Origin of the sequence: Plantactinospora sp. GCM10030261, from assembly GCF_042666615.1 — a bacterium.
Lineage (GTDB): Bacteria > Actinomycetota > Actinomycetes > Mycobacteriales > Micromonosporaceae > KBS50.
Genome location: NZ_JBHTDD010000002.1, coordinates 20,960 through 34,258 on the forward strand (window position 1 = coordinate 20,960; position 13,299 = coordinate 34,258).

Consider the following 13,299-nt stretch of genomic DNA (forward strand, 5'->3'; position numbering starts at 1 on the left):
CGGACCGGCCTGGGACGGCACCGGGCGCGAACCTACCCGGGGTCGGTACGGGTCACGACCTGGCCTTCCGGTGCCGGTGCCGGTGCCGGTGCATCTCCAGTAGGTCGCGGGACGGTCGGCCGGAAATGCGCGGGGTCGCGCAGCCGGGCGACCTCGGAGCGGAGTTCGGTCAGTTCGGCAAGTACGGCCGAGATGTCCTCCCGGGTGGCCGGAGGGGTCGGCGTGGCTGCCGAGATCCGTTCCACGATCCAACTCGCCAGCGAACCGGTGACGAAACCGATCAGCCCGATTCCGCCGATCATCAGGGCGACGGCCACCACTCGACCGCCGGTGGTCACCGGAAAGTGGTCGCCGTAGCCGACCGTGGTGATGGTCACCACCGACCACCACAGCGCCTCCGGATAGGAAGTGATGCTCGCGTCCGGAGCGCCCCTTTCCGCGTCCAGCACCGCGAGGCCGGCGACCAGGGTCAGCAGCACCGTTGTCGTGCCGACATAGAGCGCCAACTGGCCCCGGACGAGGGTCTCCGTTCGCCGGACGAGGAGGAGCACGGCGGTGACCAGACGCAGCACCCGCAGCGGACGCAGCACCGGCAGGGCCAGCACGATCAGGTCGAAGACGTGAGTGCGAAGGAACCGCAACCGGTCGGTGCTGAGGACGAGCCGCCCGGCGAACTCCACGATAAAGATCATCCAGATGGCGATGTTGATCGCCTCGCACATCGTACGGGCAGCCGGTGGCAGACCGGGTCGCAGGATCGGAAGCGCGTACACGCCCAGGAACAGCACGGCGAGAATGACCATCGGCCAGGCTGTCCGGCGTTCCCATGCGGCCAGCCGGGCGTCGCGTGTCGTCGACGGATCTGGTGACGTCATGCCGGCCAGCATCTCCTGTCATTGCGCGGCTGACCAGGGCGGTGGGCCGAAAGACTGGCGGTGGACCGCCTTTGGGTCAGCCGCGTAGGCGCAGGCCGCGCGGGGTGGCCCGGAACCCGGCGCCGATGAGCGCGTCGGCCAGCGGTGAGGAGCGCACGGCGCCCCCGTCGGCACGTTCCACCGAGATCGCGCCCAACGCCCCCGAGTGCACCACCTCGGCGAGGGCCTTGGTGGCCATGGCCAGCGGCTCCGGCCCGTCGGTGAAGGAGAGCAGGCTGCGGCCGCCGCGCTCAACATAGAGGGCAAGTGCCCCATCGACAAGCACCACCAGCGCCCCGGCCTTGCGGCCGGCCCGGTGCCCACCGGCGGCGACCGGCTCGCCGTCGCCGGAGTCCACCACCCGCTCGGGCCAGGGCAACGCCGCACCGTACGGGTTGGCCGGATCGGCGGCCGCCAGCACCAGCGCCGTGCCCGCGTCCCGGGTCGGCTCGACAAGCGCCCGGATCCGGTCCACCGCCCCTGGCACGGCGAACTGGGCCGCCCCCAACCCCTCCACGAAGTAGCCCCGGCGGACCGCGCCGCGCTCCTCCAGCGCCGCCAGCACCGGGTACACGCCGGCGAACCCGCCGGCCGGGCCCTCGGCCGCCACGGTCCCCCTGGTCAGCACGCCGTGCCGTTCGAGCAGCGCGTCCGCCAGGGCGGCGGTCCGGCGGGTCGGATCCGTGTCACGCTCGGGCAGCAGCGACCACCGCCCGGCGACGGTCGGCGGCCCGGTGCGGGTCGGCAGCGTCGCGCGGCCCGGTCGCCGGTACCGGGTGTGCGGCCCGGCCGTCGCCCTGGCCCGGTGGGCGCCGCCACCGCTGAGCGCGGCCCGTAGCGGCGCGGGCGTGTCGTTGGTCAGCCGGCCGGCCCAGACCAGGTCCCAGACGGCCGCCACCAGCCCGTTGTCGTCGGTCGAGCCAACCCGCTCGGACAACGCCCGGAAGAAGAGCGCCTGACCGTCGGCCAGCGCGGCCAGGATCTCCTCGTGCAGCGGGGTCAGCGCGAGGGTGTCGTCCGCCGGGGGCAGCAGCAGCGGCGCGGCATCCGCGTAGACCAGCCGCACCCAGCCGTCCCCGCCGCCGATCGCCCCGGCGCCGGCCCACAGCACCTCGCCGCTGGCACACAACTCGTCCAGGTACGCCGGGGAGTAGTCGGCCACCCGACCGGCGAGCACCAGGCGTTCCAGCGCGGAGGCCGGCATCGCCGCGCCCTGCAACTGCTCCACGACGGCGGCCACCGCGTCAACACCGCGGCCCGACGAGCCGACCTGCTGCCAGCGGGGTAGGAACGTGGCCAGCGCCCGGGGCGGCACCGGCTCGATCTCGCGGCGTAGCGCGGCGAGCGACCTGCGGCGCAGCAGTCGCAGGACCTCGGCGTCGCACCACTCGGCGCCGGCACCGTCCGGCCGGAACTCGCCGGCCACCACCCGGGAGGTGCCGGCCAGCCGGCGAAGCGCCTGCTCGACCACGGCCACCCCGAGCCCGAACCGGGCGGCACAGGTGGCGGCGGCGAACGGGCCGTGCCCGCGGGCGTAACGGGCGATCAGGTCGCCGAGTGGATCGGCCACCGGGGCGAGGTACGCCTCGGCCACCCCGACCGGCAACGCCACGCCGAGCGCGTCGCGCATCCGGCCGGCGTCCTCCACGCCGATCCACCGATCCTGGCCGGCAATCCGCACCCGGAGCACCCGGCGTGCCGATTCGAGGTCGGTCAGCCACTCCGGCCGGGCGCCGCGCTCCGTCAACTCGTCGTCGGACAGGTCGCCGAGCAGCCGCAACAGCTCCACCACGTCCTCGGCGTCCCGGGGCCGGCGATCGTCGGTCAGCCACTGCAACCGCCGCTCGGTCTCGACGACGACCGCCGGGTCCAGCAGCTCCCGCAAATCGACCCGACCGAGCAGCTCCCCCAGCAGCGTGGAGTCCAGGGCCAGCGCCGCGGCCCGGCGTTCGGCGAGTGGCGCGTCCCCTTCGTAGAGGAAGGCGCCGACGTAGCCGAACAGCAGCGAGCGGGCGAACGGTGACGGCCGCTGGGTCTCCACCTCGGCCAGCCGAACCTTCCGACCGGCCAGGTCCCGCATGAGACCGACCAGGCCCGGCAGGTCGAAGATGTCCCGCAGACACTCGCGGGCGGCCTCCAGCGTGATCGGGAAGTCGGCGTACTCGCGGGCCACGTCGAGCAACTGGGCGGCCCGCTGCCGCTGCTGCCACAGCGGCTGGCGGCGGCGCGGGTCACGCCGGGGGAGCAGCAGGGCCCGGGCGGCGCATTCGCGGAACCGGGAGGCGAACATCGCGGACGTGCCCACGGACTCCTCGACCAGCTGGGTGATCTCCTCGGGGTCGAAGGTGACCAGATCCGCGCCGGGCGGCTCGTCGGTGGTGTCCGGCAGCCGCACCACGATGCCGTCGTCCGAGGGCATCACCTGGGCGTCCGTGCCGTACCGCTCGGCCAGCCGGCGGCCGATCGCCAGCGCCCACGGGCCGTTCACCCGGGCGCCGAGCACGCAGTGCACGGCCAGCCGCCAGTCCCCCAGCTCGTCGCGGAACCGTTCCACCAGCACCGTGCGGTCGTCCGGCAACGCCCGGGTCGCCTCCCGCTGTTCGCGCAGGTATGCCAGCAGGTTCCCCGCCGCCCAGGCGTCGAGCCCGGAGTCGACGAGCGCGGTCTCCGCCGCCTGGTCGTCGGCCCGGGCCAGGGCGCGCAGCCGGGCGCCGATGGCCCGGCCCAGCTCGACGGGCCGGCCCGCGTTGTCGCCCTTCCAGAACGGCATGCGGGCGGCCTGTCCGGGCGCCGGCGAGACCAGGACCCGGTCCGGGGTGATGTCCTCGATCCGCCAGGACGAGGAGCCGAGCAGGAAGACGTCGCCGACGCGGGACTCGTACACCATCTCCTCGTCCAACTCGCCGACCCGGGCGGCCCGCTCGGCGCCGGCGAGGAACACCCCGAACAGCCCTCGGTCGGGGATCGTGCCACCGCTGGTCACCGCGAGCCGTTGGGCCCCGGGCCGACCGGAGAGCTGGTCGGTCGCCCGGTCCCAGACGAGCCGCGGGCGCAGCTCGGCGAAGGCGGTCGACGGGTAACGCCCGGACAGCATGTCGAGCACCGCGGTGAGCGCCGACTCCGGCAGGTCGGCGAACGGCGCGGCGCGGCGGACCAGCGCGGCCAGGTCGCCGAGGTGCCACTGGTCCAGCGCCACCATGGCGACGATCTGCTGGGCCAGCACATCGAGCGGGTTGCGCGGATAGCGCAGCTCCTCGATGGCGCCGTCCGCCATCCGCTCCGCGACCACGGCGCAGGAGAGCAGGTCACCGCGGTGCTTTGGGAAGACCACACCGCGTGAGACGGCGCCCACCTGGTGCCCGGCCCGACCGACGCGTTGCAGCCCGGCCGCGACGCTGGGCGGGGCCTCGATCTGCACCACCAGGTCGACGGCGCCCATGTCGATGCCCAGCTCGAGGCTGGAGGTGGCCACCACGGCCGGCAGCTGACCCGACTTGAGGGCCTCCTCGATGTGCTTGCGCTCCTCGCGCGACACGCTGCCGTGGTGGGCCCGCGCGATCACGGGGGCGGCGCCGCCGGCCATGCCGGACTGCGCCATGATCTCGGCCGGCTGCCGATCGGGCTCGGCCGGGGCGAGGCCGGCCGCCTCGGCGGCCAGCTCGTTGAGCCGGGCGCAGAGCCGCTCGGCTCCGCGCCGGGAATTGGTGAAGACGATTGTCGAGCGGTGCGCGCGGATGAGTTCGTGCACCCGCTCCTCGACCGCGGGCCAGATCGACGGCCGTCGCCGCGGGTCGAGGTCGTCGTCGCCCGGGTCCGGCTGCTCGTCGAGCCGGGTCATGTCCTCGACCGGCACCTGAACGGTGACCTCGATCGTCTTGGCGGTGCCGGGCTGCACGACGTCCACCGCGCGGGCGCCGCCGAGGAAGCGGGCGGTTTCGTCGACGGGGCGCACGGTGGCGGACAGCCCGATCCGCTGCGCCGGCCGCTCCAGCAACGCGTCCAACCGTTCCAGCGACAGGGCGAGGTGGGCACCGCGTTTGGTCGCCGCCACGGCGTGCACCTCGTCGATGATCACCGTCTCGACGCCGCGTAGCGCGTCCCGCGCCGCGGAAGTGAGCAGCAGGAACAGCGATTCGGGCGTAGTGATCAGGATGTCCGGAGGGGTACGCGCGAACGCGCGTCGCTCGTCGGCCGGGGTGTCGCCGGTGCGCATCCCGACAGTGATCTCGGGCGGTGGCTGGCCGAGCCGGGCGGCCGCCTGCCGGATCCCGGCGAGCGGGGCGCGCAGGTTGCGTTCGACGTCGACGGCCAGGGCCTTGAGCGGACTCACGTAGAGCACCCGGCAGCGACGCTGCCGGTCCGCCGGCGCCGGCTCCCGGGCCAACCGATCCAGTGACCAGAGGAAGGCGGCGAGGGTCTTGCCGGAACCGGTGGGCGCGACAACCAGGGCGTTGTGACCGGCGGCCACCGCCCGCCAGGCCCCAGCCTGGGCGTCCGTGGGCGCGGCGAAGGAGGCGGCGAACCACTCCCGCGTCGCCACCCCGAAATCCGCCAGCATGCCGGTCACGCGATCCATCCTGCCCCGGGGGTACGACACCAGCCAGCCGCCGGACGTCGCGGACGCGTCGACCGAGCGCGGCGGAAATGGTGGATTTAAGTCGCCCCCGCGAAGAATCAGATGAGAAGCATTAATTATCGCTTAACTACTTGCTTGCCTTTGGCCACGTACCGTAATTTCTCCGGCAAGTCGGATCGACCAGCAGGGGGTCACATGATCGTCGAGCGCCACTCGACGCTCGGCGTGGACGTGCTGATCCGTGCGGTCGACGGGCACCTCGACGCCCTGCGTCCGGTGCTGACCGGCATAGATCTCGACCTCGCTGAGCGGTTGGCGGTCTGCCTGCGCGCACTGGTCAGAGTCACGGCCGAGTCCAGCGCCGCCGACCGGGCCCGGGTCCGGGTCGCGGTGCACCACTTCGTCCGCGCTCCCCGAAACCGCCGGCTCGCCCTGGTGCGGTCACTCGCCCTCGTGCGTGCCCTGGTGGACGAGAGCGCGGAGCGGCTTCAACGCCCCGATCTGACGGTCCGACCGTCCGGCGGTAACCGCCCCTAAACATTCCGGGCTCCCGCCTCAACCCCGCTCAACCCGTGCCGCCCGGCCCACCCACCCCGGGCGCCGCCCGCCCGTCTCGCCGGCCTCGCCCATGATCGTTGCTGGATTTGGACCCGACACGCCGTGCGATCGCACCGTTTTCCTCCAATGATCATGAATCCCCCACTCTGGCCCCGCCCCTGCCCCTCCGGTCCCACCTCACCCCCCGGCCCCGCTCCTGCCCCTCCGCCCGGCCGTCCCCGGACCAGCCCCTGCCCCTCTCCAGCCCTGCCCCTCTCCAGCCCTGCCCCTCTCCAGCCCTGCCCCTCTCCAGCCCTGCCCCTCTCCAGCCCTGCCCCTCTCCGGCCCGGCTCCGCTCCGGGGGTGCCTCCGGCTCCGCCCCGCGCGCCGTCGACCACGCCTCCCGGCCCGTTGCCGGTTTCGCCGCGGTCAACCGGACCGGCCGCGTACCCGATCGGTGGCCGATTTCCGGCAGATTCCGCGAATCGCTCATCTACCCTCGCCATCTGCCGTCTGATTCGTCGTAGCCCCACCCGGCGACGACTCGGGAGTACGCACGCATGCTTGTCCTGTTGGCCCTGCACCTCGCGGCGGCGCTTGGCGCGCCGGCGCTCACGCGGTGGTGGGGCCGGCAGGCGTTCGTCGTCCTGGCTCTGGTCCCGGCCGTGGCGGCGGGTTGGGCGGTTTCCCGGACAGCCGAGGTGCGGCGAGGCGACAGCGTGACCGAGACGTACCCCTGGATCCCCGGGCTGGCCCTGGACCTCGCGCTGCGGCTCGATCCCGTGTCCTGGTTGATGCTGCTGCTGGTGGGCGGGGTCGGCGCGCTCGTGCTCGTCTACTGTGCGCGGTACTTCCCGGCGGACACACCGTCGCTCGGCCGGTTCGCCGGCTCATTCGTCGGCTTCGCCGGAGCGATGACCGGCTTGGTGATCGCCGACAACCTGCTCCTGCTCTACGTCTTCTGGGAATTGACAAGCGTCTTCTCGTATCTGCTGATCGGGCAGAACCCGGCGCGCCGTGCCACCCGGCAGGCCGCCGCCCAGGCGCTGATGGTCACCACGCTTGGCGGGTTGGCCATGCTTGTCGGCTTCGTCCTGCTCGGCGAACATGCCGGCACGTACCGCTGGTCGGAGATCGTGGCCGGGCGGCTGCCCACCGACGGCCGGCTGGCCACCGCCGCGCTGCTGATCCTGGTGGGCGCGGTGACCAAATCCGCCATCTTCCCCACCAGTTTTTGGCTCCCGGCCGCGATGGCCGCGCCGAGCCCGGTCTCCGCGTACCTGCACGCCGCCGCGATGGTCAAGGCGGGTATCTACCTCGTCGCCCTGCTCACGCCGGGGCTCGCCGCGGCCGCCGGCTGGCGGCCGGCGGTCACGGTGCTCGGCGCCGTCACCATGCTGGCCGGCGGCTGGGCGGCGCTGCGGCAGGTCGACCTCAAGCTACTGCTGGCGTACGGCACGGTAAGTCAACTCGGCCTGCTCGTGCTGCTGGTCGGCACGGGCGACCGGGCCGCGGCCACGGCGGGACTCGCCCTGCTGCTGGCCCATGCCCTGTTCAAAGCGGCGCTTTTCCTGGTCGCCGGCGTGGTGGACCGTAGTGCTGGCAGCCGGGACCTGGACCGACTCTCCGGGTTGGGTCGGCGGATGCCGGCGCTGGCCGTGGTGGCCGGGCTGTCGGCCGCCTCGATGGCTGGGCTGCCGCCGCTGCTGGGGTTCGTGGCCAAGGAGGCCGCCGTGGTGGCCGTCGAGCGGCGACTCCTGGTGCTGGCGGCAGTCCTGATCGGCACAGCGCTCACGGTCGCGTACAGCGCCCGATTCATGTGGGGCGCCTTCGCCGACAAGCCGGGTCGCCCGGCGACCTCGGTCCGCCGGACCGGCTTGCTGCTGTTCGTGCCGCCGGCGGTGCTGTCGGTGGCCGCGCTGGCGCTCGGGCCGCTCGCCGGGCCACTCGACACGATCTTCGCGCCGTACACGACACGCTTTCCGGGCCCACCGCATCCGCTGGTCCTCTGGCCGGGCTTCACGCTCGGGCTGGGCCTGTCCGTGCTGGCGGTGGCAGGCGGGCTGGGGATCTTCCTGTTCCGTGACCGGGTCACCCCGGTGGTTGGCCGGATCCGCGCGCCCATCGCCGGTGCCCACGTCTACCAGCGCGCCACCCACCTGCTCGGCCGGCTGGCCATCGAGGTCACCGGGGCCACCCAGCGCGGCTCGGTGCCGCAGTACCTGGCAACCATCCTGTGCGTCCTGCTGGTGGTGGGCGGGGTGGCGCTGGCCGACGCCTGGCCCTGGGGGACGCGGCTGCGACCCTGGTTCGACCCCGTCCAGCCGGTCGTGATCGGGGTGCTCGCCCTGGCGGCCGTGCTTGCGGTCTGGGCGCGCCGGCGGATCACCGCGATGGTCCTGGTGGGAGTCACCGGGTACGGCACCGCGTTGATGTTCATTCTGTACGGCGCGCCGGATCTGGCGCTCACCCAGTTCCTCGTGGAAACGGTCACCATCGCGGTGTTCATGCTCGTGCTTCGCCGGTTGCCGGCGAACTTCTCGGCCCGCCCGCTGCGCCGGAGCCGGTGGTTCCGGGTCGCGCTCGGCTGCGGGGTCGGGTTGCTCGTGGCCGGGCTGGTGCTGGCCGCGACCGGCGGACGGCGGGCGGCACCGGTCTCCGACGCGTTCCCCGACCTGGCGGAGACCGTGGGTCACGGCCGCAACGTGGTGAACGTGGTGCTTGTCGACATCCGGGCCTGGGACACCCTGGGGGAGATATCGGTCCTGGTGGTGGTCGCGACCGGAGTGGCCAGCCTGATCTTCGTGCACCCTCGTGCCGGGGCCCGGCCGCCCCGCGCCGAGGCGCCGGCCGCCGAGCCGGGGGAGCGGACCTGGTTGCGGGGCGGCCCGACCGTGGCGGTCCGACGGCGTTACATCGTGCTCGAGGTGGTCACCCGGCTGATCTTCCACACGGTGGTGGTGTTCTCGCTGTTCCTGCTCTTCCGCGGGCACAACGCGCCGGGGGGCGGTTTCGCCGGCGGGCTGGTGGCCGGGCTGGCGCTGGCGCTGCGGTACCTGGCCGGCGGACGGCACGAACTGGACGAGGCGGCGCCCGTCGACGCCGGTGTGGTGCTCGGCGCCGGCCTGCTCACGTCGGTCAGCACGGGGGCGCTCGCCATGTTCGTCGGTCGACCGGTGTTCGACGCGACCAAACTGTCCGCGCATCTCCCGCTCATCGGGGACACGTACGTCGTCACTTCGTTGTTCTTCGACATCGGGGTGTACCTCGTGGTGATCGGCCTGGTCCTGGACATCCTGCGCAGCCTCGGTGGCGGGATCGACAAGCAACTGGAGGCGACCGGCGGGCACCGGCGGGGGGAAGGCGCGACCAGTGAGCGGACGCTGCCGCCCGGCCTGACCGGACGGGTCGATCCGGGCGAGGCGGCGGGATGAGTACGTCACTCGTCACGGTGATCGCCCTCGGCGTGTTGTTCGCCGCCGGGGTGACCCTGCTGCTGGAGCGGAGTCTGACCCGGGTCGTGCTCGGCGTGGTCGTCCTCGGCAACGGCATCAACCTGCTGATCCTGGTCGGTGGCCGACCCGGGGGGCCGCCGATCGTCGGGGAGACCGAAGCGGACGCGATGAGCGATCCGTTGCCTCAGGCGATGGTGCTGACCGCCATCGTGATCACATTCGGCATGACGGCGCTGCTGCTGGCGGTGGCATACCGGAGCTGGCAGGTGCGGGGGAACGACGAACTCCAGGACGATCCCGAGGACCGTCAGATCGTCCGGCTCGCGGAGCGCGACGAGGTCCCCGACGGCGACACGGCACCGGAAACCGGCCCGGACGATCCGGAACAGGTGGACCTGGACGCCGCGGTTCGCCGCCTCCACGGCCGGGGCACCAACCGGTGAGGGCGAGGAGTGAGCCGGGTTTGCGAGCCCCGCAGCGCGAACGGACGGCGGCACCGGTGAGGGCGAGGAGTGAGCCGGGTTTGCGAGCCCCGCAGCGCGAACGGACGGCGGCACCGTGAGCGCGCTCGTGCCGCTTCCCGTCATGCTGCCGCTGCTCGGCGCGGCGCTCACCCTGGTGCTGGTCGGGCGGCCCCGGACCCAGCGCACCCTGAGCGTGACCGTCCAGGGGGCCATCATGCTCGTCGCGGCGTTGCTGCTTGTCGAGTCGGACCGGCATGGCCCCGTGGTGGTGGAGGTGGGAGGTTGGGCGGCCAGTACCGGCATCGTGCTGGTCGCTGACCAGCTCGCCAGCCTGATGCTGCTGGTCTCCGCGGCGGTGACTCTCTGTGTGCTGCTCTATTCCATCGGGCAGGGCCAGGCCGGTGGCGCAGAGACGGCACCGGTGACCGTCTACCATCCGACCTACCTGGTGCTGACCGCCGGCGTGACGAACGCCTTTCTGGCCGGTGACCTGTTCAACCTGTTCGTCGGCTTCGAGGTACTCCTGGCCGCCAGCTACGTGCTCATCATGCTGGGCGGTAGTGAGGTGCGGGTCCGGGTGGGTGCCACGTACGTCGTGGTCAGTCTGCTTTCCTCGATGCTGTTCCTGACCGGGGTGGGGCTGGTGTACGCGGCCACCGGCACGCTCAACCTCGCCCAACTCGCCGGCCGGCTCGCCGACCTGCCGGACGGATTGCGGTTGGCCCTTCAGGTCATGCTGCTGCTCGCGTTCAGCATCAAGGCCGCGGTCTTCCCGCTGGCCGCGTGGTTACCGGACAGTTATCCGAGCGCGCCCACCCCGGTCACCGCCGTATTCGCCGGCCTGCTCACGAAAGTCGGCGTCTACGCGATCATCCGAGTGGAAACGCTGCTCTTCCCCGGCGGCCGGGCGGCCGACGTGGTGCTGGTGCTGGGACTGCTCACCATGCTGTTCGGCATCCTCGGTGCCGTCGTCCAGAGCGACATCAAGCGACTGCTGTCGTTCACGCTTGTCAGCCACATCGGCTATCTGCTGTTCGGGGTCGGGCTGACCACGGTCCGCGGGCTGGCCGCGGCGACCTTCTACGTGCTGCACCACATCACGGTGCAGACCGCCCTCTTCCTCGCCGCCGGACTGGTCGAGCGGCGTGCCGGCAGCACCAACCTGGACCGACTGGGCGGGCTCGCCCGCGCCGCTCCGTTGCTCGGCTGGCTGTTTCTCGTTCCGGCGCTGAACCTGGCGGGGATTCCGCCGATGTCGGGCTTCCTGGGCAAGCTCGGACTCATCGAGGCCGGTGTGGCGGATCGTGGGGTGCTGGCGGCCGTGCTGGTGGGCGGCGCGGTGGCGACCAGCCTGCTCACCTTGTACGCCATGGTGCGGGTCTGGAGTCTGGCGTTCTGGCGGGACCGTCCGGCGGATGAACCGGTGGTGACCGGAGAACCGCCCCTCGCGGCTGGCGTGCGGTCGGCCCCCGGGATGTCGGCCGTGGCGTCGGCAACCGCTCGTTCCGGCCACCACCCGGGACCGGAACCTGAACTGGCCGAGCAGGTGGCGCCCGCGGCGCCGCACGAACCAGATCAACCCGCTGGGGGCCGGCCGGCAACTGATCCCCGGCATACGGGGACGGTCCGCCACACCGAGGTGGACGGTGCCGAGGGCGATTCGTCCGGCGCTCTCCACCCGTTGATGGTCGGCGCCACCATGGCGCTTGTCGTCCTCGGTGTCGTGGTCGCCGTGGTGGCGGGACCGGTGTACCGGATCGTGGATGACGCAGCGGTCGATCTCAACCAGCGGAGCCCGTACATCGAGGCGGTGCTGGGCGGGGGAGAGCCGTGAGCCGGCCCGCGAACGCCGCCACGTGGCGGCGCCGACGGGGGCGGGACCTGGTCGCGGTGGCCGGGTTGACGCTCATCTGGAACCTGCTCTGGGCGGAGCTGAGCTGGGCCAACCTCGTCGGCGGCATGCTGGTGGCCGTAGTGGTGTTGATCTTTTTCCCGCTCCCACCGGTGACCTTCCGGGGACGGCTGCGGCCGCTGCCACTGGTGCGCCTGGCGGCCCACTTCGTGGTCGAACTGGTGGCGGCGAGCGTCGCACTGAGCTGGCTGGCCATCCGGGGCGGTCGCGTCCCACGCAGCGCCGTGATCGCGGTGCCGCTGCGGGTGGGCTCCGACCTCAACCTCTCGCTCACCGCCGAGCTGGTTTCGCTGGTGCCCGGCACGCTGGTGGTCGAGGTCGATCGCGACGCCGGCATCCTGTTCGTACATGTGTTCGACGTGCGCGGGGCGGGCTCCCTGGCCGAGGGACGGCGGCGCATTCACCGGGTCGAGGCCCGGCTCGTCCGGGCAGTGGGTTCACCCGCCGAGGTGCGCCGGGTCGCGGCCCGGCCGGACCGGGAGCCGACGGGATGAACCTCGCAATCGCGCTCGCCGTGGCGGTCCCGTTGTCGGTCGCCGCCTTGTTCGCGCTGGTCCGGCTCGTCCGCGGACCCGCCGTGCTGGACCGCATCGTGGCCGCCGAGGTGCTGCTGACGCTGATGGTGGCGGCGGTGGGCGCGGAGGCGGCGATCAACCGGCACACGACCACGCTGCCGGTCCTCGGGGTGCTCTCCCTGCTGGGCTTCGTCGGCTCGGTGTCGATCGTCCGGTTCTCCGGCAGTGAGGAACCGTGACCGGGAGGGCGAGAGCCGTCAGCGGAGGTGGACGATGACCGGTGCCGATGTCGCGGACCTGCTCGCCCTGCCATGCCTGGTGGCTGGCGCCCTGCTGAGCCTGGCCGCCGGGATCGGGTTGCTCCGATTCCCGGACACCTTGTCCCGCGTGCACGCGGCGACGAAACCGCAGGTGCTCGGCGTACTCCTGATTTTGGTCGGGGTTGGGCTGCGGCTGCGCACCCCGACCGTGCTGCCGATGCTGCTGCTGATCGGGGCGTTCCAGCTCATCACGGCGCCGATCACGGGGCAGATGATCGGCCGGGCCGGATACCGGTCTCGGAAGCTGCGCCCGGACCTGCTGGACGTCGACGAACTCGCTGACCGGCGGGTTGGGCGCGGGTCCGCCGCGCGGACCCACGGGCCGCCGCGATCCGCCGGTGGTTCCGCGTCGTCCGGCACGGATCAGCCCTTCAGCGGTCAGGACGACGGGCCCAGGCCGGCACCGTAGCGCGGACGCGTGTCGCTACTGGGAACGTGGAACATCCTCCTGATCGGCGCGCCGCGGCTTCCGTGGGGCGCGCCACGCTGCGGAGATGACCGGCGGGTCGCGGCTTTACCGACGCGCCGCGGCTTCCGGTCGGCCAACCGGCCGGGCGGGCGAACGGAGTACGGGCAGCGAAACCAGGCACCGGGGATGCTTCCGGC

9 protein-coding genes are annotated in these 13,299 nt (G+C 72.7%); 7 read left to right on the forward strand and 2 right to left on the reverse strand.

All coding sequences use genetic code 11. From position 1 onward, the window contains the following. Window positions 1-32: 32 nt before the first annotated feature. Together ACFQUZ_RS03585 and ACFQUZ_RS03590 are read right to left on the reverse strand one after the other, a co-directional pair. Window positions 33-887: a potassium channel family protein gene (locus tag ACFQUZ_RS03585; RefSeq protein WP_377437536.1), complete on the reverse strand. Its 855-nt coding sequence runs from the start codon at window positions 885-887 to the stop codon at window positions 33-35. A gap of 64 nt (window positions 888-951) precedes the next feature. Beyond that, window positions 952-5,490, reverse strand: coding sequence for an ATP-dependent helicase (locus tag ACFQUZ_RS03590; RefSeq protein ID WP_377437537.1), 4,539 nt, complete (start codon window positions 5,488-5,490; stop codon window positions 952-954). A gap of 195 nt (window positions 5,491-5,685) precedes the next feature. On the opposite strand from ACFQUZ_RS03590, the gene ACFQUZ_RS03595 reads away from it, so the two are divergent. From ACFQUZ_RS03595 to mnhG, 7 genes are all read left to right on the forward strand, one after another. Next, entirely contained in the window at window positions 5,686-6,027 is a 342-nt protein-coding gene (locus ACFQUZ_RS03595) for a hypothetical protein (RefSeq protein ID WP_377437538.1), read from the forward strand. 560 nt (window positions 6,028-6,587) lie between these two features. Continuing rightward, window positions 6,588-9,461, forward strand: coding sequence for a Na+/H+ antiporter subunit A (locus ACFQUZ_RS03600; RefSeq protein ID WP_377437539.1), 2,874 nt, complete (start codon window positions 6,588-6,590; stop codon window positions 9,459-9,461). Next, window positions 9,458-9,925 (forward strand): Na(+)/H(+) antiporter subunit C, encoded by a 468-nt coding sequence (locus ACFQUZ_RS03605; protein ID WP_377437540.1) that lies wholly within the window; start codon window positions 9,458-9,460, stop codon window positions 9,923-9,925. The genes ACFQUZ_RS03600 and ACFQUZ_RS03605 overlap by 4 nt, the downstream gene beginning before the upstream one ends. A gap of 115 nt (window positions 9,926-10,040) precedes the next feature. Then, window positions 10,041-11,780 carry a Na+/H+ antiporter subunit D gene (locus tag ACFQUZ_RS03610; protein ID WP_377437541.1) on the forward strand — a complete coding sequence of 580 codons (1,740 nt, stop codon included), beginning with the start codon at window positions 10,041-10,043 and terminating at the stop codon, window positions 11,778-11,780. Then, a complete protein-coding gene (locus ACFQUZ_RS03615; protein WP_377437542.1) occupies window positions 11,777-12,352 on the forward strand; it encodes a Na+/H+ antiporter subunit E in 576 nt (191 codons plus the stop codon). Before ACFQUZ_RS03610 ends, ACFQUZ_RS03615 begins: the two co-directional genes overlap by 4 nt. Further along, window positions 12,349-12,612 (forward strand): monovalent cation/H+ antiporter complex subunit F, encoded by a 264-nt coding sequence (locus ACFQUZ_RS03620; RefSeq protein ID WP_377437543.1) that lies wholly within the window; start codon window positions 12,349-12,351, stop codon window positions 12,610-12,612. The genes ACFQUZ_RS03615 and ACFQUZ_RS03620 overlap by 4 nt, the downstream gene beginning before the upstream one ends. A gap of 34 nt (window positions 12,613-12,646) precedes the next feature. Next, entirely contained in the window at window positions 12,647-13,102 is a 456-nt protein-coding gene (mnhG, locus tag ACFQUZ_RS03625) for a monovalent cation/H(+) antiporter subunit G (RefSeq protein WP_377437544.1), read from the forward strand. Window positions 13,103-13,299 lie beyond the last annotated feature (197 nt).